Here is a 22,721-nt window from a genome sequence, read left to right on the forward strand (position 1 = left end):
GGTCGTTACGCCTTCGCGCCGCGCGACTCGGGCACTACCGCGGTCGATTCGCGGCGCACGAGGCGCGGCGGCACCACGCGGCGGCGCGTCGTGCCCGTCAGCTTGCCGGTGATGCGCTCGATCAGCGTCTGCGCGGCCATTTCGCCGAGCGCGCGCACCGATTGCCCCACCGTCGACAAGGCCGGATAGGTGTAGCGCGACAGCTCGACATCGTCGAAACCGATGATCGAGCAGTCCGTCGGCACGTTGATGTGACGCTCCGCCGCCGCACGCAGCGCGCCGATGCCCATCATGTCGTTGCACGCGAAGATCGCCGTCGGCTTCATGTTGTCGAGCAGGAGCGAGGCCGCCGCGTAACCGCCCGTCGCGGAAAAGTCGCTCTGCTGGATCGCGTTCGGCGCGATTTCCATGCCGCGCTCGGCCATCGCGCGGATGAAGCCGTGCAGGCGCATCGCGGAAACGGCGGTCGCGACGGGGCCTGTGATGCAGCCGATCTTCGAATGCCCGAGCTGCAGCAGATGCCGCGTCGCGAGATACGCGCCCTTTTCGTGGTCGATCTGCACGAGGTCCGATTGCAGCCCCTCGATATTGCGGTCGACGATCACGAGCGGCTCGCGCGCGCCCGCGAGGCATTGCGCGAGCACCGAGTCCTCGCCCGCCGATGCAATCACGAGCCCGTCGATGCGCTTTTCCTGCAGCACGCGCAGATAGTTGCGCTGCTTCGCGGGATCGTCGTCGGAGTTGCAGAAGAACACGCAATAGCCGTTCTTCGCGCAGCCGTCCTCGACGCCGCGCGCGAGCTCGGCGAAATACGGATTCGTCGCGTTCGGCACGAGCAGGCCGATGGTCGCCGTCGAGCGCGCCTTCAGCGAGCGCGCGACCGCCGACGGCACGTAGTCGAGCTCACGGATCGCCCGCTCGACTTTCGCCCGCACGTCGGCCGAAACCGGCCGCGAATTGTTCACTACGTGGGATACCGTCGTAAACGACACCCCGGCAATGGCTGCCACGTCTTTGATCGTCGCCATACATCGTCCTTCGCTATGCTTTGGTCCAACTGCTCTTATTGGTCGTAAGGCGTCCGGCGCGACCACTTTCATGCGCCGCTCTGCTTTCCCCGCGCCCTGCCTGCTTCATTGTGTGCGGCGGCGATGAATCCCCGTTCGCCGCTGCCGCCCGCTGCCTTCTCTCGTCGCCGGCCGTTGCTCCACCCCGTTCGGAGCGCCCGCCTGCGCCGCCCTTCGATCAAACCCGCTTTCTCCTGCTGCGGTATGTATCCAGCACCACCGCCACCACGATCACCGCGCCGGTAATGATGCGCTTGGTCGGCTCGTTCGCGCCGATCTGCGCCAGTCCCGCCGCCAGCACGGAGATGATCAACACGCCGAAAAACGTGCTGATGACCGAGCCGCGCCCGCCCATCAGGCTCGTTCCGCCGATCACGACCGCCGCGATCACCTGCAGTTCCAACCCCGCGCCGGCGTTCGGATCGGCGGCTTCGAGCCGCGAGATCTGAAAGAGCGCCGCGAGTCCGGACAAGGCGCCCATCAGCGCGAAAACGATCACCTTGTACGGCCGCGGATTCACGCCCGCGAGACGCACGGCTTCCTCGTTCGTGCCGATCCCTACGAGATATCGGCCGAAAACCGTCCGGGTCAAGACCAGATGGGCAATTATCATCACCGCGACCGCGATCAGGAACGCGGGCGAGATGCCGAACGCGATCGGATTCGACAGAAAATCGAACGCATCGCCGATGTACGCCGTGCGCGAATTCGTCATCTGATACGCAAGCCCGCGCGCGCCTTCCAGCACGCCGAGCGAGACGATGAACGACGGAATCCGCCACGCCACCGTCACGAGGCCGGTCACGGCGCCCGTCAGCGCGGCGGCCGCGAGCCCGATCAGCGCCGCCGGAAACGCCGGCCAGTGCCACTTCAGCGCGGCCACGCTCACCACCGACGCGCCCAGCGCCAGCACCGAGCCGACCGACAGATCGATGCTCGCGATGATGAGCACGAACGTCATGCCGACCGACATCACGACGAGATCCGGAATCTGGTTCGCGATCGTGCTGAACGTGTCGTACGTCAGAAAGTGCGTGCTCAGCACCGAAAACAGCGCGATCATCGCGGCGAGCGCGCCCGCGAGACCCAGGTAATTCGAAATGCCCAGACGCGTGCCGACGCCTTTCGTGCTCTTCGGCGCATCGGCGGGCAGATTCGCTTCGCTCATTCAATGCTCCACGTTGTCTTCGGGCGCTTTCGCGTCCGGGGCGATGGGCTCGTGCAGGATCGCCTCGCGCTTCGCGTAACCCGAGAACGCCGCCGCGAGCAGCGCGTCCTGCGTCCAGTTCGCGCGCTCGAACACGCCCGTCATGCGCCCCGCCGACATCACGCCGATACGGTCGCAGATCAGCATCAGCTCGCGCAGGTCGCTCGACACGACGACGAGCGCGCGTCCTTCGCGAGCGAGCGCGCCCATCAGCCCGTAGATGTCGAACTTCGCGCCGACGTCGATGCCGCGCGTCGGCTCGTCGAACAGCAGCACCGAGCAGTCGCGCGCGAGCCACCGGCCGATCACGACCTTCTGCTGGTTGCCGCCCGACAGTTCCGACACGGCCTGCGCCGGCCCCGACGTGCGAATCCGCATCGCGTCGATCTGCCGTTGCGCGAGCGCCGCTTCCCGGCGCGCGTCGACCACGCCGTGCCGCGCCACCGCGCCGACGTTGCCCAGTGAAACGTTCGCGGCGATCGGCAGGCTGAGCAGCAGGCCCTCGCCCTTGCGATCCTCCGTGATGAGCGCGATGCCTTCTTCGACCGCATCCGACGGCGATTGCACCGTCACGCGCCGCAGCGCCTGCCCTTTGCGCGCGACGGACACCGTGCCCGCGTCCGCGCGATCCGCGCCGTAGATGAGCCGCATCAGCTCGGTGCGGCCCGCGCCGATCAGCCCGCTCACGCCGAAAATCTCGCCCGCGCGCACCTCGAACGACACGTCGCGCACGGCCGGCAGCCGCGTCATGCCTTCCACTTTCAGCGCGACATCGCCGATCCGCCGTTCGCCCAGATCGATGCGCTCGCCGATCTCGCGTCCGACCATCAGCGTGACGAGCCGGTCGCTCGTGAGCGCGTCCATCGGACCGATATGCACGAGGCGTCCGTCGCGCAGCACGGCCGCGCGCTCGGCGATGCGCCGCAATTCCTCCAGCCGATGCGAGATGTACACGAGCGCGACGCCGCGCGCCTTCAGCCTTTCGACCTGCTCGAACAGCAGATCGACTTCGCGCGCGGTGAGCATCGCGGTCGGCTCGTCGAGAATCAGCACGCGGCAATCGCCGATCAGATTGCGCGCGATTTCCACCATCTGCTGATGCCCGATGCCGAGACCGCCGACGAGCGTATCCGGATCGATCGCGTCGAGCCCGACTTGCGCCATCGCGTGACGCGCGTCTTCTGCGAGGCGCTTGCGGTCGATCCAGCCGAAGCCCTTGCGCGGCAAGCGGTTCAGAAAGAGATTCTCCGCCACCGATAACGTCGGCAGCAGGTTCAGCTCCTGCATCACCATGCGCACGCCGAGCGATTCGGCCTCCGAGCGGCTCTTCGGCGCGTAGGGCTGGCCCGCGAGCGTCATCGCGCCGGTCGACGGATCGGTCAGCCCGCCGATGATCTTCGACAGCGTGCTCTTGCCCGCGCCGTTCTCGCCGGTCAGCGCGAGCACCTCGCCCGCGACGAGATCGAGCGATACGTCCGTCAGCACCGGCTCGACATAGGTCTTGCCGATGCCCGTCACCGTCAGCACGTTCGCATCGTTCGGTCCGGTCATGGGGCGCTTCAAGGCTCGGTTGTGCATCCTCGGAATGATCCAGCACGGCTGGGCGAAGCCCGCGCGAAAGGCCGCGGAGCGTGCCCGCGCCGTCTGCCTTTCGCGCTCGTCAGTGTGTTATCGGCACGCCCGCCGCGAACTTGAGGCTTCGCGCCGGCTCACTTCGTCACGAGATCGACCGGCGTTTCCACGACCTGCGAAAGCTCCGACTGCTTCTTGTGGCCGGCAATCGCCTTCAACGCCACGTCGATGCCGAACACCGCCTGCTTCGCCGCGTACTGGTCGGCCGTGGCGAGCACGCGGCCGTCCTTGAGCATCGGCTTGATCGCGCCGATGTTGTCGAAGCCGACGACCTGCACCTTGCCCGCCTTGCCCGCCGCGCGAATCGCCGACACGGCGCCGATCGCCATGTTGTCGTTGTCGCACAGGAGCGCCTTCACGTTCGGATTGGCGTTCAGGATCTGCGACGCGACCGCGTTGCCCTTGTCGATTTCCCATTCGCCCGACTGCAGCGCGACCACCTTCATGCCGGCGGCGTCCATCGCCTCCTTGAAGCCCGCGCTGCGCGCCTGCGAATTCGTCGTGGTCGTCACGCCTTCGATGATCGCGACTTCATCGCCCTTCTTCAGTTTCGGCGCGAGATAGTCGCCGACCTTACGCGCGCCCTTCTTGTTGTCCGGTCCGACGAACGGCACGTTCAGATCCTTCGACTTGAGCACGTCCGGATCGAGCCGGTTGTCGATGTTCACGACGATGATCCCCGCGTCCGCCGCCTTCTTGATGACCGGCACGAGCGCCTTCGAATCAGCCGGCGCGATCACGAGCGCATCGACCTTCGAGACGATCATCTGTTCGACGATGCGGATTTGCGCCGCCGTGTCGGTCTCGTCCTTGATGCCGTTGGTGATCAGGTCGAACTGGCCGGCGTTGTGCGCCTGATAGTCTTTCGCGCCGGTTTCCATCGTCAGGAAGAACTCGTTGGCGAGCGATTTCATGACGAGCGCCACCTTGGGCTTGCCCGCCGGCTGCGCGAACGCCGATGACGACGCGAACGGCAATGCGGTGCAGGCGGCGAGCGCGACGGCAGCCGTGAGGACGCGTCGGCGGATGATTCGGTTCATGCGGATCTCCAATGCTTATTCTGGTTTGTTGGTCTTGCGAGATGCAGCGAACGCGAGCAACGCCAATCGAAACGCGCCGGACGCTCGCGCGCCAATGCCTTCGACGCCCTTTCGCGCACGTTTGAACGTTTGCTCGCCGTCGATTCTCGTTGGACAGGCGCCGGAGGTCAATCGGGCTAACGTGTAGTGCAGCACATACGACAACGCCGTCGAACGGCTGCTCGACGGCGTTTTTAGTTGCCTGCGGACAAGACTCAGAGATCTTCGACCGACTGCCCTTCGACCTTGTTGTCGATGATGTCGCGCGCGTAGTCGATGCCCGCGCGCGTCGCGTCGATCGGACTGTCGAACGGTTCCTGATCGGGCACGCCGAACATCACCGAGCGGCCGCTTTCGCCGTGCGCGCTCTTCGCGATCGTCACGACTATGTCGAAGTGTCGCGGGCTGTCGTCCGGCTCGTCGCGATCCTTCGCGCGCCTCAATGCCTGAACCTTGATCTCGAAGCCTTTGTAATGATCCGACAGCGGCGTGGACATGGACGATCTCCTTTCGCATTGACATGCATCGCACGATCATACGTCGGCTGCATCGGTCGTGCGGATCGCCGGCGACGAAAGGCGTTTGCAAGCCTCGTTCCCGCGACTCCCGATTTCACCCTATCCCGCACACCGTTCATATTGTGTTTGCCATAATGCGCGGGCGACATGCCGATACAGACACGCGCCGTCGAACAACAACCGTCACTCAAATCAGGGAGCGTCACATGACCATTCGAGCCACCGCCCTCATCGCCGTGCTGAGCCTGACGCTCGGCGCGAACGTCGCCTTCGCCGCCAACAGTCAGCAAAGCAAGATGACCGATTGCAACAAGCAGGCGGGCGACAAGAAAGGCGACGACCGCAAGGCCTTCATGAAGAGCTGTCTGTCCGCCGCGCCGGCTGCCGCATCCGCGCCGATGACGCAGCAGCAGAAGATGACGGCGTGCAACAGCCAAGCAGGCGACAAGAAAGGCGACGACCGCAAGAGTTTCATGAAAAGCTGCCTCAGCAACAAGGGCTGATCTCGCCTGCGTTCGCGTTCTGCACGCCGCGCCGTTCGCGCGCGGCGCCCCTTGCGTATTTACGCTCCCTACCGGCCGATATTGCACTGCACCCAAGCTAGTGATTCGCACCGTCGTCTTTTTCTCATAAGATGGCGCGAAGGCGGCCCCTTACGAAATACAAGAAAGACGCCATCGGCCGCCGCCGTTTCGAGCGAGGCGAAAAGCCTCGCATGGAGGCATCGGATGGCATGGAGACACAAGAACCGCTGGTTCAGGCGGTGGCTCGTGGCGATCACGTTCTGGTTCGTGCCGGTGCTGATCGTCGCGGTGAACGAAGTGCGCGAGGAGATGGCGTACAACAACGTCGATCTCCATAAGTCGCTTGCCAGCTGGGAGTTGACCGATGCCCAACGCGCGGCCGGCGCCGCGGCGCGCTGCCACGGCACGTCCGAAGAAGCGCGCGCAGCCGGTTGTCCCGAAGATGCCATCGCCGCCACCGAGGTGAAGCATCAGGAAGCGCTCAACGAATACGCGCATCGCAAGGCGACGCTCGCCGATTATCTCTGGCATGCGTTCGTCGGCTACTGGATCGTGCCCGCAGCGTTCCTGCTCGTGCTCGGCGTGCTGATCGGCGGCATCCGGCGCGCGCTGCGCCGTCCGCAACACACGCCCGCGCCGCCCTCCGCCGAAGTAAAAACGACGACCCATCCGTGACCGAGCCTCGGGTACGGTCGTTGCTACTTCCTTCAGCGGTTTTCTCGTACGACCTAAAGGCAGCGTCACGAAAATTCTGCTCGCCTTGGGCCGCACTTCGGGCGAAAACGCCGTTTCCATTTCGGTTTGGTCAAAGCTTCGTCTAACCTTGTATCAGACGATGTGTGCTTCGAAAGATTTGTGTAATTTAACGACGCGCCTGACGCTTATGGGGACGGATTCGGAGTAAGCTAGGTCCGGCTTGTTCGCCCGAATGTTGCGGAGCCTGAAGACCCAAGCCTGACAAGGCTTTCGGCGCATGGGCCGAGGCTCGCGGTTTCACCTTGCTGTGCTATAACTTGGCGTGCCTCACCCTCCCGCTCTTATGGGGTTTCCTAAATTCCACGATGGAGAACAATGATGCAAAGACGAAACTTCATGCTCAAGTCGACGGCCGTGCTGGCAATGGGTGGCCTCGCGCTTGCCGGCTGCACGGCAAACCGGAACGCCGGCAGCGAAGCGGCCGCGGGCGCCGCCGATGACCGCCGCGCCATCGACGCAGATGTCGACAGCACGATCCAGCGTCTCTATGCCACCGTCGGCGGCTCGCGCGAGCTGGTCGCGAAAGCGCGCGGCGTGCTGGTGTTCCCGTCGGTGCTTCAGGCCGGCTTCATCGTCGGCGCGCAATACGGCAAGGGTGCGCTGCGTGTGGGTGGCAGCAGCGTCGGGTACTACAGCACGACGTCCGGCTCGTTCGGCCTGCAGGCAGGCGCGCAGTCGAAGGCGCTGATCTTCCTGTTCATGACGCAGGATGCGCTCGACAAATTCCGCAACTCCGACGGCTGGTCGGCGGGCGCGGACGCATCTGTGGCGTTGGTGAAGATGGGCGCGAACGGCGTGATCGACACGACCACCGCCACGAAACCGGTCGAGGCCATCGTCCTGACCAACGCCGGCCTGATGGCCGACGTGTCGCTGCAAGGCACGAAGGTGTCGCGCATCAAGTACTGAGCGCGTCGCGCTTTACCTCGCGGCGAATGCAAAACCGCCGTGTGGTGCGACCTTCCGGGTCCCGCCACACGGCGGTTTTTTGTTTTTTCCCGCTTCGTGTCGGGTCGCGCGTCAGGTCGTCGTCGCGCGATCGATCACTTTGAAGCGCGCACGCTTCTGCGCGCGCACGACCGACTGATACGCCTCGAGATATTGCCGAGCCATGCGATGCGACGTGAAGCGCTCCTCGAAGCGATTGCGCACGCGCTCGCGCGACAGCGTATGCAGACGATTCACCGCGGCCACCGCACCGATTTCATCCTCGACGATGAAGCCAGACACGCCCTCGTCCACCACTTCCGGCACCGAGCCGCGATTGAACGCGATGACCGGCGTGCCGCACGCCATCGCCTCGATCATCACGAGGCCGAACGGCTCGGGCCAGTCGATCGGAAACACGAGCGCGTGCGCGCCCGACAGGAATTCGGCTTTCTGACTGTCGTTGATCTCGCCGACGTACTCGACATACGGCAGCTCCAGCAGCGGCGCAATCTCGCGCTCGAAATACTCGTGGTCGGCGAAATCGACCTTGGCGGCAATCTTGATCGGCAAGCCGCATCGGCCCGCGATGCGAATGGCCGTATCGACGCGCTTTTCCGGCGAAATGCGTCCGAGGAACGCCAGATACTTCTGCTCCACCGGCTGCGGCACGTAGAGCTTCTCCGGCAAGCCGTGATAAACGGTGCTGACCCATTTCGCCTGCGGCAGCGGATGCCGCTGCGCGTCGGAAATGGAGATTACGGGCGCGGTGTTGAACGTATCGAATACGGGCTGCTGCTCGGGCAGATCGAGCCGGCCGTGCATTGTCGTCACGAACGGCGTGTCCTGGCGCTTGAACAGCGAGAACGAGTAATAGTCCATGTGAAAGTGCAGGACATCGAACTCTTCGGCGCGGCGGCGCACGAGTTCCATCAGCAGCATGTGCGGCGCGATGCGGTCGCGGATCGCCGGGTCGAGCCGCAACGCGCGCGGCCACACGGGTTCCAGGTTGGCGCTGGTCTGCGAATCGCCGGTGGCGAAGAGCGTCACCTCGTGACCGAGCTCGACGAGCGCCTCGGTCAGGTACGACACCACACGCTCGGTCCCGCCATAGAGCTTCGGCGGCACCGATTCGGTCAGCGGAGCAATCTGGGCAATTCTCATCGTTCTCGTCTCCATGCGGATATCGACGTGCGGCTGATCGCTTGCCAGCCGCGGCGCGCATCGAGTATGACAGCGGATCGTAAGGCCGGACAACGAGGTTTGCCCTTACGAATCGTTCCGCCATCCGCTGCGATGAAGCCCATTATCGAGTGCGGATACGCCCGTTCCGGACGTCTCTTGCACTTTCATCGCTCTGTTACAGCACGGAAACATTCGTTTCCGGCGACGGTTACCGTTCGGCATCGCCGCGCAGATCGGCGAGGAAGTTGTCGCGCCACACGCCCAGATCGTGCTTGCGCAGCGCCGCCATGTTGGTCTCGTAGCGCTGCTTGCGCTCGGCGAGCGGCATCGCCAGCGCGCGGCCGATGGCCTCGCTCGTGCCGACGATATCATGCGGATTGACCATCACCGCGCCGGTCATTTCATCGGCCGCGCCGGCGAACTGGGAAAGCACGAGCACGCCGGGATCGTCAGGATTCTGGGCCGCGACGTATTCCTTCGCGACGAGATTCATGCCGTCGCGCAGCGGCGTGACGAGCCCGATCTGCGATTCGCGAAACAGCGACATCAGCTTCCAGCGGTCGTATCGCTGATTGAGATAGCGGATCGGCGTGTAATCGAGCCCGGAGTAACGTCCGTTGATGCGCCCCGCTTCGTACTCCAGGTTCTGGCGAATCTGCTGATAGGTTTCGACGTCCGAGCGCGTCGGCGGCGCGATCTGCACGAGCGTGACATTGCCGCGCCACTCGGGCGACTTTTCCAGAAAATGCTCGAACGCGCGGAAGCGCTCGACCAGTCCTTTCGAGTAATCGAGCCGATCCACGCTCATGATGAGCTTACGGCCTTCGAGGCTCTGCTTCAGGTCCATCACGTCCTGACGCGCCTCGCCGCGTTCGGCCTGCTCGGCGATTTCATCGGGAAACACGCCGATGCGATAAACGTTCGTCCGCAGCTTGCGTCCGAACGCCTCGACGTGGCCGTTGGGGGTCGCGGTGCCGTGCGCGTGCCGGACGATGTAGTCGTGAAACGCGACGCGATCGCTTTCCGTCTGAAACCCGACGACGTCATAGCAGCACAGCGACTTCACCAGTTCCTCGTGCGGCGGAATGTTCAACAGGATCTGCGGCGACGGAAACGGAATGTGCAAGAAGAAGCCGATGCGATTCGTGATGCCCGCCGAGCGCAGCGCCTCGGCGAACGGGATCATGTGATAGTCGTGGACCCAGATGATGTCGCCGGGTTCGAGCAGCTTGATGAGCTTGTGCGCGAGCCACGCGTTCACGCGCCGGTAGCCCGCGTACTCGTCCCGGTCGTAGACGGCGAGATCGTTGCGATAGTGGAAAACCGGCCACAGCATCGCGTTCGAGAAACCGCGGTAGTACTGGTCGTAGTCCTTTTTCGGCAGGCCGACGGTCGCAAAGGTCACCGCGCCGTCCTGTTCGAGTTTCGGTCCCTGATTCGCGACGGTTTCGCTCACGACGTCGCCGCTCCAGCCGAACCAGACGCCGCCGCTGTCCTTCAGCGCGCCGAAGACACCGACGGCGAGCCCGCCCGCGGAGCCCTTGGTTTCGGTCGGCGTGGCGACCCGGTTGGATACGACGACGAGACGGCTCATAGACTTTCCTTTTCCTCTTCGAACGTGATTAACGTGACTTAACGTGACTTTCTCAGCATCAACCCGAAATTTTCGACCCGGAAACGCCGCGCGGGTTTCCGTCAGGTCTTTTCTGCCGGCGCCGGCGCGGTGGACGCCGCCGCGTGCGCCTTCGGATCCGGCCCGGTCGGCTCGCCGCGGCTCGCGACCGGATCGGCGGCCGTATTCGCCGTGCTTGCCGCGTGTGCCGTGCCCGCCCTTTCGAGCGGCGGCGCGAAATCGACGTGACTTTCCTTGTCGGTCGACAGATCCGCCCGCGCGCGCGGCAGATAGTGCGGATAAGTCGCCTGCACGAAGTTCACGAGCCCTTCGCGGACGCGGCAGCGCAAATCCCAATTCAGCGCCGAGTCGAACGAACTGACGAGCACGCGCAGTTGCATCGCGCGATCGGTGGCGTCGGTGACCTGCAGCACCTGCACACGGCCATCCCATTCCGGCGCGTGCTCGAGGATGCGCTCCAGCTCCTCGCGCAGCGGCGCGAGCGGCATCCGGTAATCGACATACAGAAACACCGTGCCGATGATCTGCGAACTGTTGCGCGTCCAGTTCGTGAACGGATTTTCGATGAACCACTGCAACGGCACGATAAGCCGCCGCTGATCCCAGATGCGGATCGACACGTACGTGCCCGTGATTTCCTCGACGCGTCCCCATTCGCCCTGAATCACGACGACATCGTCGAGGCGAATCGGCTGCGACAGCGCGAGCTGCAAGCCCGCGATCAGATTGCCGAGCACCGGCCGCGCGGCGATACCGGCGACGAGCCCGGCGACGCCCGCCGACGCCAGCAGGCTCGCGCCGATCTGCCGCACGCTCGGAAACGCCATCAGCGCCGCGCCGAAACCGATGATTACGATCACCACCATCACCGAGCGCGCGAGCACGCGCGCCTGCGTGTGGATGCGGCGGGCGTTGAGATTGTCGTCGGTGTCGAGCGGATGCGCCTGCACGATCGCCTCGCCCACCGCGCCCGCCGAGCGCGCCGCGAGAAACGTGAGCGCGACGATCAGCGCGACGGTCTCGACATCGCGCAGCACGCCGATGAACGGCAGCGTATCGGGCGCCTCGAAGATCATGAAACCGAGCCCGAGGATGATGAGCAGGATGAGCGCGGGCGTGTCGATATAGCGCAGCACGACGCTCATCAGCGGATAAGGACGCGCGATGCGCACGAGAATGCGCGCGCCGATGCGATGCGCGGCAATCGCAAACGCCACCGCGATGACGGCCACGACGAGCGCGCCGGGCCAGGTGCCGAGCGGACGTTCCGCAAGATTCAGGAAATGGTCGAGTGAGAGCATGAGCGTCGCGGGATCAGCCTCGAGAAAGTGAAAGCGGCGAGGAGGACACGGCGGTCGCATCGCACGGATGCGTGGTGCTGCGCGATATTGCGCCAGGTTGCAGACAGCAGCGGCGATGGCCGTCCGGGCGCGGCCGTCGCCTCTTGGTTCAGCAAGCGTGACGCCAGTGCTCCGGCGTCACCAGATGCTCAGCGTTCCGCCTTGCAGGGAAACGCCTTGCCGAGTCCGAGCGAAACCATCGTGGTCGCGTTGAAATCGGCCTTGTCGGGATTGTTGGCGATGTACTTGCGCACCGCGTCCGTAAGCTGCTGCGGCTTCACGTCCGCCGGCAGGCAGAAGTACTGGCCGACCTGCGGCCCGGAGGTTCCGCCGATCGCCTCGATCGTGTTGTAGATGCCGTCCGCCGCGCCTTCGATATAGGCCGCGCAGGCGGTCCGTGAGTTGGGATCCGTTTTGGTGCAGAGCTTGTTCAGATCGTTGCCGGTAAACGCGAACGCACAGACGGGCGTCGCGAGAGCACAGGCGAGGACGAATTCCCGCAGCATGGTCTTCCTTTTATGTTGAGCGGCGGCTTGGTCGGAGCAACGGGTTCGGAGCGATGCGCGGCCGCGCCTGACCGCGCTCGCCCCGTGACTTGATGTCGCGCCGTTATTTTGCACCGTTTGAGCCGCTTTGCGCAGCGCCGCCGCCTTGTTGCATCGAGTCCAGACGCGCCTTCAGACCTTCGGCGACATCTTTCTCGTTGTACTTCTGCGCGAAATCCACCGCCGTCAGGCCGAGCTGATTCTTCACGCGCAGATCGGCGCCCGAGTCGAGCAGCAGCTTGACCGTCGAAAGATGACCGCCGCGCGCCGCCATCATGAGCGGCGTCGTGCCGTTGGGCGAGCCCGCGTCGATATAGGCCGAATGGTCGACCAGAATCTTCACGATGTCGTCATGGCCGTTGGTCGCGGCGTAGTGCAGCGGCGTCCAGCCTTTCTTGTTCACTTCGGCGTCCTTGGCGATCAGCAGATTCACGAAGGTCGCGTCGCCATTGAGCGCGGCAAGCATCATCGCGTTTTCGCCGGCGGGATCGAGCTTTTCGAGGTCGGTCTTCGGGTTGTCGGCGAGCAACTGGCCGACCTTGTCGGACTTCTCGCGCGCGGCGATCACGAGGATCGGCGTGCCCGTGTTGTCGACGGTGTTCGGGTCCGCGCCCTGCGCGAGCTGCTTCTTGACCGCCGATACGTCGTCGAACTTGACCGCCTTGATGAGCGAGTCCACGGACGCGGCCCAGACCGGCTGAGCGATCGCGCAGGCCGCCAGCAGCGCGCCGGCGACGAGTCCGCGCACGGCCGTGCCCTTGCGCGCACCGCGCGTCGTGTTCAGAGTGGAAACCATCGGGGAAGTGTTCATAAGTGACCTTCGAATTGCCTTGGAACAGTTTTTTTGCGCGCGGGCCGGCCGCCCTCAGACTGGCCGCGCGATCTTGAAGAGCCGGAAGAAGTTGTCGGTGGTCGCCTGCGCGACGGCCTCTTCCGGCTGCTCGCGCAACTGCGCGATGAAACGTCCGACATAACTCACGTACGCAGGTTCATTCGGCTTGCCGCGATACGGCACCGGCGCGAGGTAAGGCGAATCGGTTTCGATGAGCAGGCGCTCGATCGGCACGCGCCGCGCGACGTCCTGCACATCGGTTGCCTTCTTGAACGTGACGATGCCCGACAGCGAGATATGGAAATTCTGCGCGAGCGCCCGTTCGGCGATCTCCCACGGTTCGGTGAAGCAATGCATGACGCCGCCCGGCACGTCCGCGCGCTCTTCCTGCATGATGCGCAAGGTGTCGTCCGACGACGACCGCGTGTGGATGATGAGCGGCTTGCCCGTCGCGTGCGCGGCGCGGATATGCGTGCGAAAGCGTTCGCGCTGCCATTCCATGTCGGCGATGCTGCGCCCTTCCAGCCGATAGTAGTCGAGCCCGGTTTCGCCGATCGCGCAAACTTTCGGATGCTTCGCCAGCTCGACGAGTTCCGCGACGCTCGGTTCGCGCATATCCTCGTGGTCGGGATGCACTCCGACCGACGCATAGACGTTTTCGTGCTGCTCGGCGATCGCGAGCACCGAAGGCAGCGTCTCGAGATCCACCGACACGCACAGCGCATGTGTCACGGAATGCGCGCGCATCTTGTCGAGGACGTCGGGCAATCGGTCCGCGAGCCCTTCGAAGTTGATATGACAGTGTGAATCGACAAACATCGGGTGCTCCTTGGTGCATTCCTTGCGGCGCGGCTCGACGGTCTCTGGCCGCTCTGGCCGCTCAGGCCGTATAGATCCCGCGATAGCCCATGAACAGTTCCTCGAACACGAGGCGCGCGTTCAGCGGATGATTTTCCACCGCGCGCTGCCGCGTGACCGTCTTCATGTAGCGCGCGAGCGCGGCCGGATCGGCGCTTTGCGCGCAACGTGCGAGCGCCTTCGCCGCGGCGGGGAAATAGCGCGGACGGCTAGCCGTGCGTTGCGCGAGCAGATCGTAAAGCCAGCGCTGCAACCAGCCGAGCACGAGCGGCACCGGCAGCTTCTGCAGGTTTTCGCCGCACGCGAAGGCATCGCAATTCGGTCCGGCGGCAAGCTGCGCGAGCGTGAAGTCGCGCAAGGCGCGGTTCTCGTCGTTCGCCAGCGCGAGCGCAGCGAGCGGCGCGCCGCCGGCCTGCGCGAGGAGCGCCGCCGGATCGTCGACGCCTTGCGACGCGAGCCACGCACTCGCTTCGTTCGCCGGCGGCACACTCATCGGCCATTGGCGGCAGCGGCTGATGATCGTCGGCAACAGCCGGTCGACGCGCGCCGACACCAGCAGGAACACGACGCCCGACGGCGGTTCTTCGAGCGTCTTCAAGAGCGCGTTCGCCGCTGCGACGTTGAGCGCCTCGGCCGGATACAGCACGACGACGCGCAAGCCGCCCCGATGCGAGCCCACGCCACAGAAATCCAGCAGCCCGCGCACCTGCTCGATCTTGATTTCCTTGCTCGGCGTGCGGGTCTTCTTGCCTTCTTCGCCATCGGCTTTGTCGGCGGGAGCGTCGGCTGCGTCGCCGGTTGCGGCAAGGCCCGCGAGCGCTTCGGGCAGCACCGCGCGGTAATCGGGATGATTGCCTTGCGAGAACCAGTGACACGCCGGACAAGTCCCGCACGGCTCGCCATTCGCGGCGGGCGTCTCACACAGCAAACCCTGCGCGAGATGCTGGGCGAACTGCAGCTTGCCGATGCCCGCTTCTCCGTGCAGCAGGAGCGCGTGCGGCCAGTGCGCGCGCAGTTGCTGCAGACGCTGCCAGTCGTCGGTTTGCCAGGGATAGATCATCGATAGATTCTTTTGAATTCAGACGCTTGCGATAACTTCTTCGAGCTTTTTGCGAATCTCGTCGATGGAGCGCGTCGAATCGACGATGAAAAAGCGCTGCGGCGATTCATCCGCGCGGCGCAGATACTCGCTGCGCGTGCGCTCGAAAAACGCCTCGGATTCGCTTTCGAACTTGTCGGGGGCGCGCGCGGCCGAGCGGCGCTCGCTCGCGGTGTCGGTCGGCACGTCGAAAAGCACGGTCAGATCGGGCTGGAAACCGCCCTGCACCCAGCGTTCGAGCGCTTCGAGCTTGTCGCGCGGCAGACCGCGGCCGCCGCCCTGATACGCGAACGTGGCGTCGGTGAAACGGTCCGACAGCACCCAGTCGCCGCGCGACAGCGCCGGTTCGATCACCTGCGCCAGATGCTCGCGGCGCGCGGCGAACATGAGCAGCGCTTCGGTTTCGAGGTCCATCGGCTGATTCAGCAGGATGCCGCGCAGGGTTTCACCGAGCGGCGTGCCGCCCGGCTCGCGCGTCATGACGACACGATGCCCGCCCGGTTCCACTTTGGCTTCGAGCCGTTCGCGGAACCAGTCCAGATGCGTGGTCTTGCCCGCGCCGTCGATGCCTTCGAACGTGATGAACTTGCCGCGCGCCATTCATTGACCCCGGATGTATTTGTCGACGGCCTTGTTGTGGTCGCCGAGATTGTCGGAAAAGATGCTGCTGCCGTCGCCGCGCGACACGAAATACAGCGCGTTGCTCGAGGCGGGATTGAGCGTGGCGTTCAGTGCGGCCACGCCGGGCAGCGCGATCGGCGTCGGCGGCAGGCCCATGCGCGTGTAGGTATTGTACGGAGTGTCCGTCTGCAGGTCCTTTTTCTTCAGCTTGCCGCCGTAGGCCGGGCCTAAGCCGTAGATCACGCTCGGGTCCGTCTGTAGCGGCATGCCGATGCGCAGCCGGTTCGCGAACACCGCCGCGACGAGCGGCCGGTCCGCAGCGCGCCCCGTCTCCTTCTCGACGATGGACGCCATCACGAGCGCTTCATAAGGCGTCTTGTAAGGCAGATTCGGTGCGCGCGTGTTCCACGCTTCCGTGAGGCGCGCCTGCATCAGCCGATACGCGCGTTTGTAGACGGCGAGATCGCTCGTGCCTTTGTCGAACAGATAGGTGTCGGGGAAGAACAGGCCCTCGGCGGACGCCTTGTCGACTTCGGCCGCGCCAATCGCGCGCAGCAGGTCGGTGTCGGTCATGCCGACGGTGTCGTGCTTGAGCGCGGGATTGCTGTCGAGCTCGCCGCGCATTTTCTGCAGCGTCCAGCCTTCGATGACGGTCGCGACATATTCGTTGACGTCGCCGCGCGCGATCTTCTCCAGCACCTCATAAGGCGTGATGCCGGTCTTGAATGCGTAATTGCCCGATTTCGGTTGCGCGGACAGGCCGAGCACGCGCGTCATCAGCACGAAAAGCTCGGGTTCGACGGGCACGCCCCCGCGGTTCAACTGGGCGCTCACGCTGCGCAGGCTGCTGTGGGGCTTGATGGTGACGTCGAGTTCGGGCGTCGGCAATTCCATGGGCCGGTTGGCCCACCAGTACACGCCGCCCGCGACGGCTGCCGCGAGCACGGCGGCGAGCACCGCTGCCACGACGCATTTCTTCAGAAAGGACATGCGAAACACGCTTGAGATAAGACCAATATAATAACTTGCCGCCTGCGCCAGAGCCGCATTCCCGGGCCCGCGCCCAAACGATAGGATTGACAGCCCGCCGACTCATGAATTCCCAGACCATCGCTCTCGCCGCTTCAGACTTCGATTCCGTCAAGACCGCCGGCGCATACATGCCGCTCACCCAGTTCGGCGTGATCGACGTCAAGGGCGAGGACGCCGCCTCGTTCCTGCACAGTCAGCTTACGAACGACGTCCAGCATCTCGACGCGTCGACCGCGCGTCTCGCGGGCTACTGCTCGGCCAAGGGCCGGCTCCTCGGCTCGTTCCTGATGTGGCGCACCGCCGACGCCGTGCGTCTCCTGATCGCACACGACGTGCAGGCGGCCGTGCAGAAACGCCTGTCGATGTTCGTACTGCGCGCGAAGGCGAAACTCACCGACGCGACGCCCGAAGTGGCCGCCGTCGGCTTCGCGGGCGACGTGCGCGCGGCGCTCTCCGGAATTTTCGATGCGCTGCCCGACGGCGTGCATGTCAAGGTCGAAGGCCCGCACGGTTCGCTGATCCGCGTGCCGGACGCGGCGCATCGGCCGCGCTTCCTGTGGGTCGGCCCGAAAGCCGATGTCGAGGCGCAACTCGCGAAACTCGATGAAAAACTCAAGCGCGTGCCCGAGCAGATGTGGGACTGGCTCGACATCCACGCGGGCGAGCCGCGCATCACGCACGCGACGGTCGAGCAGTTCGTCCCGCAAATGGTCAACTTCGACGTGCTCGGCGCGGTGAACTTCAAGAAGGGCTGCTATCCCGGGCAGGAGATCGTCGCGCGCAGCCAGTATCGGGGCACGATCAAGCGGCGCACGGCGCTCGCGCACGTCGAGAGCGCGACGCCCGGCGCGGAGCTCTTTCATTCGGACGATCCCGGCCAGCCGTGCGGACTCGTCGTCAACGTCGCGCCCGCGGAGCATGGCGGCGTCGATTGTCTCGTCGAGATCAAGCTCGCGGCGCTTGACAATGGCTCGGTGCATGTCGGTTCCGCCGATGGTCCCGCGCTCACCTTCGTGCCGCTGCCCTACGCGTTTCCAGCCGACGCCTGAGGTCGAGCGCGCATGTGTCTGATCGTCTTCGACTGGCAACCCGCGGCGTCGCAGGAAAACGGCCGCGCATTGCTGACGCTTTCCGCCAATCGCGATGAATTCTTTCGCCGCGACGCCGAACCGATGCACTGGTGGCAAGACGCGCCAGACGTGCTCGCCGGCCGCGATCTGACGGGCGGCGGGACGTGGCTCGGCGTATCGCGCGACGGGCGCTTCGCGGCGCTGACCAACTATCGCGCGCCGGGCAACATGCAGCCGAATGCGCCGACGCGCGGCACGCTCGTGAGCGCTTTTCTCGCGGGCGAGCGCATGGCGCCGCTCGACTATCTGCAGGGCGTGGCGCACGAAGGGCATCGGTATAACGGGTTCAATCTGCTTTGCGGCGACTTCTTGCGGCGCCAACTCGGCTGGTATGGCAATCGTGCCGACGCGCCGCCCGCTTTGCTCGATGCAGGCGTGCACGGTTTGTCGAACAGCCTGTTGAATACGCCGTGGCCGAAGCTCGTCGCGCAGCGGGAGGCGCTGTGCGATCTGATTCACGCAGATGAACGCCCGTCGCTCGATGTGCTCATCGAGACGTTGCGCGACCCGCGCATCGCGAACGACGAACATCTGCCATCGACGGGGATTTCGATCGAGCGGGAGCGCGTGCTGTCGGCGGCGTTCATCGAAACGGCCGATTACGGCACGCGCAGCACGACGGCCTTGCGCGTGAATCCGGCGGCGCTCGGGTTAGCGCTGGAAATCAAGGAACGCAGCGACGATGACGGCTCGCATCGCGTCGTGAGGCCGGGGGCGTTTGAGCGGGCTTTTTCGTTTGAGATCGGTTGATCAGCGTTTCCTTCGTGTGAGATACAGGATCGCAGCGATCAGCACGACGGCAATGGCATCGACCGCAACGAGCGCGGGAAGAGGATCGGTCCACTTGTCCATGTTCGTCGTGCGCGCGTAGTACGGCGGACCGTCGCCGTATGCTTCATTGAGGTTGTACACATTCAATGTGGCGACGAGAAGCAAGATGAACAGCGCGCCGAGATAGATGAAGGAGCGAGGCGTTTTCCTGGTCATGGGCCGATAATTCGGATTCTAATCATGGGTGAGCCAGCTTCTACAGCGTCCCGAACGCCTCCCGCAACGCCCTCACCGCATCCGCATGCGCCGCCGCTACTTCCGGCACGAAACCGCCCATCTTGAAGAATTCGTGAATCATGCCTTCGTAGCGCTTGAGCGTGACCGGCACACGCGCGTCTTCGAGTTTCGCCGCGAACGCAGTGTCTTCGTCGTGTAGCGGGTCGTAGTCCGCCGCCGCGATCCACGCCGGCGCGACGCCCGCGAAATCCGGCGTACCGCGCGCCGCATCGAGCGGTGCGAAACGCCAATCGTCGCGATCGCGATCATCACGCAGATACTGCGCGAAAAACCACTGAATCGTTTCGCCTGAGAGCAGATACCCGTCCGCGAGGCGCGCATGGGAATCGCTCTTTTGCCACGCGCTCGTGCCCGGATAGATCAGCAATTGCAGTTTCAGGTCGATGCCCGCATCGCGCGCGAGCACCGCGCACACGATCGCGAGCGTGCCGCCCGCGCTGTCCCCGCCAACCGCGAGCCGCGCCGGATCGATGCCGAGCGTCGGAGCCTCGCGCGCCAGCCATTGCAGCGCATCGAAGGCATCGGTCACGGCGACGGGAAACTTGTGCTCCGGCGCAAGCCGGTAATCGACCGATACGACCGCGCATTGCGCATCGTGCGCGAGCTTGCGGCACAGCGCGTCGTGCGTCGCCACGCTGCCGACGGTGAAGCCGCCGCCGTGAAAATAAAGAAGCCCCGGAGAAGGCTGCGCCCAGCTCGGCTCGATCGGATGATAGACGCGCACGCCGATCGTTGCGCCATCGCGCACGGGAATCCGCAGATCCTCGATGGCGTGCACCGGCAATGGCGCGATATCGAGAATCTGCGCGCTCATCGCGTAGGCTGCGCGCGCCTCTTTCGGCGTGAGCGTGTGATACGGCGGTCGATTCGCGCGCGCGACCATCTCCAGAATTTGCGCGATCTTTGGATTGAGCGGCATCGGCGGAAAGAGCGTCAAAGGGACACGATCATGCCACGAACCGTGCACATCAACGCGGACGTTTCAGAGACATCGGATCGGTCGGGTTGCGCAGTTGCGCGATATCGTCGAGCCGCAGTTGCACCGACGGCATGATGGCCGGATGCGTGATGACATAGAAGCGCCCTTCGCGCACCGCATCGAACGTCAAATCGGCGATGTCGCGCGCCGACAGCTTCCCGCCCTCTACCGCCCGCGTGAGTTGCCGCGCCGCGAGCTTTTGCGAGGCGGTGTACGGCGCGTCGTTGGCGAGCGCGTCGGGGCGCGAGCGCTCGGCATCCGCGATGCCAGTCGGCACGAACGCCGGACACAGCAGCGACACGCCGATCATCGACGCGCCCGCCAGCCGCAAATCGTGATGCAGCGTCTCGGTCAGCGCGACGACCGCGTGCTTCGATGCGTTGTAGACGCCCATCGCGGGCGCGGCGAGCAGGCCCGCCACCGACGCCGTATTGACGATATGCGCCGGCTCGTTCTGTTCGAGCATGATCGGCACGAACGCGCGCAGGCCGTTCGCGACGCCCATCACGTTCACGCCGAAGACCCATTGCCAGTCGTTCGCGCTGTTCTCCCACACGAAGCCGCCCGCGCCGACGCCCGCGTTGTTGAAGAGCATGTGCACGCCGCCGTAAGTGTCGAGCGATGCCTGCGCGAGCGCGTGCACCTGAGCAGCGTCGGATACGTCCGTCGTGATGCCGATCGCGTCGCCGCCCGCCGCGCGTAGCGCATCGACGGTCGCGGCGAGCCCGGCGGTGTCGAGATCGGCGAGCACGAGCTTCATGCCGAGCGCCGCGCCCTTCTTCGCGAACTCGCGCCCGAATCCGCTGCCCGCGCCCGTGATGACGGCGACCTTGCCTTCGAAGCGATCCATCACACGAGTTTCACCAGTTGCTTGCCGAAGTTCTTGCCGCGCAGGAGGCCGAGAAATGCCTCAGGCGCATTCTCGAGCCCTTCGGCGATGCTCTCGCGAAAATGCAGCTTCTTCGTCGCGACACGCTCGCCGAGTTCGTTCAGCGCCTGCGGCCAGACATCGAGATGTTCGGAGACGATGAAGCCCTGCAGCTTCAACCGCTGCGTGAGGATCAGCCGTGGCGCGTCCAATTGCGTCGGCTTGCCGTCGTAACCGGAGATCATCCCGCATACGGCGATGCGCCCGAACGCGTTCATGCGCGCGAGCACGGCATTGAGCACGTCGCCGCCGACGTTCTCGAAGTAGCCGTCGATGCCATCGGGCGTCGCGGCTTTCAGATCTTCGTGCAGCTTGCCGGCCTTGTAATCGACGCACGCATCGAAGCCGAGCGTCTCGACGACATAGCGGCACTTGTCCGCGCCGCCCGCGATGCCGACCACGCGGCAGCCCGCCGCCTTCGCCAGTTGCCCGACGACGCTGCCCACAGCGCCGCTCGCCGCCGACACGACGACCGTCTCGCCCGCCTTCGGCTCGATGATGCGGTTCAGTCCGTACCACGCCGTGACGCCCGGCATGCCGACCGCGCCGAGATACGCGGAAAGCGGCACGCGCGAGGCATCGACCTTGTTCAGGCCGGTGCCATCGGATGTGCCGTATTCCTGCCAGCCGAACATGCCGACGACGCTATCGCCCGCCTTGAACGCCGGATTGCGCGATTCGCTCACGACGCCCACGGTGCCGCCGATCATCACTTCATCGAGCGGTTGCGGCGCGGCGTACGACTTCGCGTCGTCCATGCGGCCGCGCATGTACGGATCGAGCGACAGATAGTGATTGCGCACGCGCACTTCGCCGTCCTTCAGCGGCGCAAGCGGCGTCTCGACGAGCCTGAAATTCGACACCGACGCCTCGCCTTGCGGACGCGACACGAGCAGAATTTGTCGGTTGATCTGTGCGTCTGCCATGCTGAACCTCCTTCGCTCGAATGGTGTTCAGGCGTCGCTCGGACCGGGCGTCGCCTTCGGATCGGACCGCATCTTCTGCCGGACGATGTCGCGCCCGACCGCGAGCCGCTTCATGTACTTGAACGTGCCGAGCGCCTTCGCGACGAAGTGGCCTTCGCTGTCGCGAATCTCGCCTTCGCAATAAGCCATCGTCGTCGAGCGATGCAACACGCGGCCGTAACCGCGCAATTCGCCGCGCCCCGGCTGCATGAAATTGACCTTCATCTCGACGGTGACGACGCCGATGCCATCGCCCGCGACGCTGCGTGCGGCGAGCGCCAGCGATGCGTCGAGCATCGTCATCGTGACGCCGCCGTGCGCGATGCCCCAGGTGTTCAGGTGTTCGTCGCGAAGCGGCAGCCGCACTTCGCTTTCGCCGTCCTGCGCCTTGACGAGCTCGACGCCGAGCGTATCGATGAACGGGCTCTCGAGCGCGACGCCGTTGCTTGCAGGTTGATCGGAAGAGGACATCGCGCTCACACTTCGTAGTCGACGCATTGACGCACTTCGCGGATCGCCGCGACGAAGTCCTTCAGCGCCTGATGTTTCGGATGCACCTGATACGCTTCGAGCGCCGCCTTGTCGTCGAAGTCGGACACGAGCACGACGTCATAGGTGCAATCGAAACCCGGCTGCGCGGTGCCGACTTCGAAATGCCCTTGCCCTTTCACGATGCTGCGGCAGGTTTCGAGCTTCGCCTTCAGCTTCTGCGCGTTTTCGGCGCGGCTCGCGCCCTCGGCGTTTTCCTTCAGCTTCCACATGACGATGTGACGTAGCACGGCGACTCCTGTTATCG

Annotated in this window: 25 protein-coding genes; 5 read left to right on the plus strand and 20 right to left on the minus strand. The window is 64.8% G+C overall.

Annotation, left to right across the window (positions count from 1 at the left end):
- Positions 1-5: 5 nt before the first annotated feature.
- The 5 genes from BG60_RS27055 to BG60_RS27075 all read right to left on the minus strand — a co-directional run bounded on the left by BG60_RS27055 (position 6) and on the right by BG60_RS27075 (position 5,482).
- Positions 6-1,028, minus strand: a complete 1,023-nt coding sequence (locus BG60_RS27055; RefSeq protein ID WP_008349655.1) for a LacI family DNA-binding transcriptional regulator — start codon at positions 1,026-1,028, stop codon at positions 6-8.
- Positions 1,029-1,245: 217 nt separating this feature from the next.
- A complete protein-coding gene (locus tag BG60_RS27060; protein ID WP_008349658.1) occupies positions 1,246-2,235 on the minus strand; it encodes an ABC transporter permease in 990 nt (329 codons plus the stop codon).
- Positions 2,236-3,825 carry a sugar ABC transporter ATP-binding protein gene (locus BG60_RS27065; protein ID WP_008349659.1) on the minus strand — a complete coding sequence of 530 codons (1,590 nt, stop codon included), beginning with the start codon at positions 3,823-3,825 and terminating at the stop codon, positions 2,236-2,238. It lies immediately after the preceding gene.
- A 158-nt stretch (positions 3,826-3,983) separates the two neighbouring features.
- Entirely contained in the window at positions 3,984-4,946 is a 963-nt protein-coding gene (locus BG60_RS27070) for a sugar ABC transporter substrate-binding protein (protein WP_008349661.1), read from the minus strand.
- A 254-nt stretch (positions 4,947-5,200) separates the two neighbouring features.
- On the minus strand, positions 5,201-5,482 hold the full coding sequence (locus BG60_RS27075; protein ID WP_008349664.1) for a hypothetical protein: 282 nt from the start codon (positions 5,480-5,482) through the stop codon (positions 5,201-5,203).
- A gap of 227 nt (positions 5,483-5,709) precedes the next feature.
- On the opposite strand from BG60_RS27075, the gene BG60_RS27080 reads away from it, so the two are divergent.
- The 3 genes from BG60_RS27080 (at position 5,710) to BG60_RS27090 (ending at position 7,692) form a co-directional block, all read left to right on the plus strand.
- Entirely contained in the window at positions 5,710-6,006 is a 297-nt protein-coding gene (locus BG60_RS27080; RefSeq protein WP_008349666.1) for a PsiF family protein, read from the plus strand.
- A gap of 225 nt (positions 6,007-6,231) precedes the next feature.
- Positions 6,232-6,702 (plus strand): hypothetical protein, encoded by a 471-nt coding sequence (locus tag BG60_RS27085; RefSeq protein WP_008349668.1) that lies wholly within the window; start codon positions 6,232-6,234, stop codon positions 6,700-6,702.
- Positions 6,703-7,101: 399 nt separating this feature from the next.
- The gene (locus tag BG60_RS27090; protein WP_008349670.1) at positions 7,102-7,692 is read left to right on the plus strand and encodes a BPSL1445 family SYLF domain-containing lipoprotein; all 591 of its coding nucleotides are present in this window, start codon (positions 7,102-7,104) and stop codon (positions 7,690-7,692) included.
- Positions 7,693-7,803: 111 nt separating this feature from the next.
- Here the strand turns inward: BG60_RS27090 and BG60_RS27095 are convergent, their stop codons facing one another.
- The 9 genes from BG60_RS27095 to mltG all read right to left on the minus strand — a co-directional run bounded on the left by BG60_RS27095 (position 7,804) and on the right by mltG (position 16,813).
- The gene (locus BG60_RS27095; protein WP_008349671.1) at positions 7,804-8,874 is read right to left on the minus strand and encodes a glycosyltransferase family 4 protein; all 1,071 of its coding nucleotides are present in this window, start codon (positions 8,872-8,874) and stop codon (positions 7,804-7,806) included.
- A gap of 229 nt (positions 8,875-9,103) precedes the next feature.
- Positions 9,104-10,489, minus strand: coding sequence for an alpha,alpha-trehalose-phosphate synthase (UDP-forming) (otsA, locus tag BG60_RS27100; RefSeq protein ID WP_008349674.1), 1,386 nt, complete (start codon positions 10,487-10,489; stop codon positions 9,104-9,106).
- A 101-nt stretch (positions 10,490-10,590) separates the two neighbouring features.
- Positions 10,591-11,829, minus strand: coding sequence for a mechanosensitive ion channel family protein (locus BG60_RS27105; protein ID WP_008349676.1), 1,239 nt, complete (start codon positions 11,827-11,829; stop codon positions 10,591-10,593).
- A 188-nt stretch (positions 11,830-12,017) separates the two neighbouring features.
- Positions 12,018-12,374 (minus strand): Rap1a/Tai family immunity protein, encoded by a 357-nt coding sequence (locus BG60_RS27110; RefSeq protein WP_008349679.1) that lies wholly within the window; start codon positions 12,372-12,374, stop codon positions 12,018-12,020.
- 103 nt (positions 12,375-12,477) lie between these two features.
- On the minus strand, positions 12,478-13,224 hold the full coding sequence (locus BG60_RS27115) for an ankyrin repeat domain-containing protein (RefSeq protein WP_033535925.1): 747 nt from the start codon (positions 13,222-13,224) through the stop codon (positions 12,478-12,480).
- A gap of 54 nt (positions 13,225-13,278) precedes the next feature.
- Positions 13,279-14,064, minus strand: a complete 786-nt coding sequence (locus BG60_RS27120) for a TatD family hydrolase (protein WP_008349683.1) — start codon at positions 14,062-14,064, stop codon at positions 13,279-13,281.
- Between the two features lie 61 nt (positions 14,065-14,125).
- Positions 14,126-15,163, minus strand: a complete 1,038-nt coding sequence (locus BG60_RS27125; protein ID WP_008349685.1) for a DNA polymerase III subunit delta' — start codon at positions 15,161-15,163, stop codon at positions 14,126-14,128.
- Positions 15,164-15,181: 18 nt separating this feature from the next.
- Positions 15,182-15,802, minus strand: coding sequence for a dTMP kinase (tmk, locus tag BG60_RS27130; protein ID WP_008349687.1), 621 nt, complete (start codon positions 15,800-15,802; stop codon positions 15,182-15,184).
- Positions 15,803-16,813: an endolytic transglycosylase MltG gene (mltG, locus tag BG60_RS27135; protein WP_034473385.1), complete on the minus strand. Its 1,011-nt coding sequence runs from the start codon at positions 16,811-16,813 to the stop codon at positions 15,803-15,805.
- A gap of 104 nt (positions 16,814-16,917) precedes the next feature.
- Here mltG and ygfZ point away from each other — a divergent pair, with 104 nt between their 5' ends.
- A complete protein-coding gene (gene ygfZ / locus BG60_RS27140; RefSeq protein ID WP_008349691.1) occupies positions 16,918-17,904 on the plus strand; it encodes a CAF17-like 4Fe-4S cluster assembly/insertion protein YgfZ in 987 nt (328 codons plus the stop codon).
- 12 nt (positions 17,905-17,916) lie between these two features.
- Positions 17,917-18,735, plus strand: a complete 819-nt coding sequence (locus BG60_RS27145) for an NRDE family protein (RefSeq protein WP_008349692.1) — start codon at positions 17,917-17,919, stop codon at positions 18,733-18,735.
- On the opposite strand, the gene BG60_RS27150 is transcribed toward BG60_RS27145, so the two are convergent.
- The 6 genes from BG60_RS27150 to BG60_RS27175 are packed head-to-tail and all read right to left on the minus strand — an operon-like array spanning position 18,736 to position 22,704.
- Positions 18,736-18,972, minus strand: a complete 237-nt coding sequence (locus BG60_RS27150) for a hypothetical protein (RefSeq protein WP_008349694.1) — start codon at positions 18,970-18,972, stop codon at positions 18,736-18,738. It abuts the gene before it with no gap.
- Positions 18,973-19,012: 40 nt separating this feature from the next.
- Complete coding sequence (locus tag BG60_RS27155) at positions 19,013-19,972, minus strand: alpha/beta hydrolase (protein WP_008349697.1); 960 nt, start codon at positions 19,970-19,972, stop codon at positions 19,013-19,015.
- Between the two features lie 49 nt (positions 19,973-20,021).
- Positions 20,022-20,882 (minus strand): SDR family oxidoreductase, encoded by an 861-nt coding sequence (locus BG60_RS27160; RefSeq protein ID WP_034473386.1) that lies wholly within the window; start codon positions 20,880-20,882, stop codon positions 20,022-20,024.
- Positions 20,882-21,886, minus strand: coding sequence for an NADP-dependent oxidoreductase (locus tag BG60_RS27165; protein WP_034473387.1), 1,005 nt, complete (start codon positions 21,884-21,886; stop codon positions 20,882-20,884). The genes BG60_RS27160 and BG60_RS27165 overlap by 1 nt, the downstream gene beginning before the upstream one ends.
- A gap of 27 nt (positions 21,887-21,913) precedes the next feature.
- A complete protein-coding gene (locus BG60_RS27170; protein ID WP_008349701.1) occupies positions 21,914-22,396 on the minus strand; it encodes a PaaI family thioesterase in 483 nt (160 codons plus the stop codon).
- Between the two features lie 5 nt (positions 22,397-22,401).
- Entirely contained in the window at positions 22,402-22,704 is a 303-nt protein-coding gene (locus tag BG60_RS27175; protein ID WP_008349702.1) for a Dabb family protein, read from the minus strand.
- Between the last annotated feature and the right edge of the window lie 17 nt (positions 22,705-22,721).

Source organism: Caballeronia zhejiangensis, from assembly GCF_000698575.1.
In the GTDB taxonomy this organism is placed as follows: domain Bacteria; phylum Pseudomonadota; class Gammaproteobacteria; order Burkholderiales; family Burkholderiaceae; genus Caballeronia; species Caballeronia zhejiangensis.

Excerpts from the sequence above, each read along its gene's own strand:
- BG60_RS27055 (WP_008349655.1), bottom strand. The coding sequence starts at position 1,028 with ATGGCGACGATCAAAGACGTGGCAGCCATTGCCGGGGTGTCGTTTACG.
- BG60_RS27060 (WP_008349658.1), bottom strand. The coding sequence starts at position 2,235 with ATGAGCGAAGCGAATCTGCCCGCCGATGCGCCGAAGAGCACGAAAGGC.
- BG60_RS27065 (WP_008349659.1), bottom strand. The coding sequence starts at position 3,825 with ATGACCGGACCGAACGATGCGAACGTGCTGACGGTGACGGGCATCGGC.
- BG60_RS27070 (WP_008349661.1), bottom strand. The coding sequence starts at position 4,946 with ATGAACCGAATCATCCGCCGACGCGTCCTCACGGCTGCCGTCGCGCTC.
- BG60_RS27075 (WP_008349664.1), bottom strand. The coding sequence starts at position 5,482 with ATGTCCACGCCGCTGTCGGATCATTACAAAGGCTTCGAGATCAAGGTT.
- BG60_RS27080 (WP_008349666.1), top strand. The coding sequence starts at position 5,710 with ATGACCATTCGAGCCACCGCCCTCATCGCCGTGCTGAGCCTGACGCTC.
- BG60_RS27085 (WP_008349668.1), top strand. The coding sequence starts at position 6,232 with ATGGCATGGAGACACAAGAACCGCTGGTTCAGGCGGTGGCTCGTGGCG.
- BG60_RS27090 (WP_008349670.1), top strand. The coding sequence starts at position 7,102 with ATGCAAAGACGAAACTTCATGCTCAAGTCGACGGCCGTGCTGGCAATG.
- BG60_RS27095 (WP_008349671.1), bottom strand. The coding sequence starts at position 8,874 with ATGAGAATTGCCCAGATTGCTCCGCTGACCGAATCGGTGCCGCCGAAG.
- otsA (WP_008349674.1), bottom strand. The coding sequence starts at position 10,489 with ATGAGCCGTCTCGTCGTCGTATCCAACCGGGTCGCCACGCCGACCGAA.
- BG60_RS27105 (WP_008349676.1), bottom strand. The coding sequence starts at position 11,829 with ATGCTCTCACTCGACCATTTCCTGAATCTTGCGGAACGTCCGCTCGGC.
- BG60_RS27110 (WP_008349679.1), bottom strand. The coding sequence starts at position 12,374 with ATGCTGCGGGAATTCGTCCTCGCCTGTGCTCTCGCGACGCCCGTCTGT.
- BG60_RS27115 (WP_033535925.1), bottom strand. The coding sequence starts at position 13,224 with ATGAACACTTCCCCGATGGTTTCCACTCTGAACACGACGCGCGGTGCG.
- BG60_RS27120 (WP_008349683.1), bottom strand. The coding sequence starts at position 14,064 with ATGTTTGTCGATTCACACTGTCATATCAACTTCGAAGGGCTCGCGGAC.
- BG60_RS27125 (WP_008349685.1), bottom strand. The coding sequence starts at position 15,163 with ATGATCTATCCCTGGCAAACCGACGACTGGCAGCGTCTGCAGCAACTG.
- tmk (WP_008349687.1), bottom strand. The coding sequence starts at position 15,802 with ATGGCGCGCGGCAAGTTCATCACGTTCGAAGGCATCGACGGCGCGGGC.
- mltG (WP_034473385.1), bottom strand. The coding sequence starts at position 16,813 with ATGTCCTTTCTGAAGAAATGCGTCGTGGCAGCGGTGCTCGCCGCCGTG.
- ygfZ (WP_008349691.1), top strand. The coding sequence starts at position 16,918 with ATGAATTCCCAGACCATCGCTCTCGCCGCTTCAGACTTCGATTCCGTC.
- BG60_RS27145 (WP_008349692.1), top strand. The coding sequence starts at position 17,917 with ATGTGTCTGATCGTCTTCGACTGGCAACCCGCGGCGTCGCAGGAAAAC.
- BG60_RS27150 (WP_008349694.1), bottom strand. The coding sequence starts at position 18,972 with ATGACCAGGAAAACGCCTCGCTCCTTCATCTATCTCGGCGCGCTGTTC.
- BG60_RS27155 (WP_008349697.1), bottom strand. The coding sequence starts at position 19,972 with ATGCCGCTCAATCCAAAGATCGCGCAAATTCTGGAGATGGTCGCGCGC.
- BG60_RS27160 (WP_034473386.1), bottom strand. The coding sequence starts at position 20,882 with ATGGATCGCTTCGAAGGCAAGGTCGCCGTCATCACGGGCGCGGGCAGC.
- BG60_RS27165 (WP_034473387.1), bottom strand. The coding sequence starts at position 21,886 with ATGGCAGACGCACAGATCAACCGACAAATTCTGCTCGTGTCGCGTCCG.
- BG60_RS27170 (WP_008349701.1), bottom strand. The coding sequence starts at position 22,396 with ATGTCCTCTTCCGATCAACCTGCAAGCAACGGCGTCGCGCTCGAGAGC.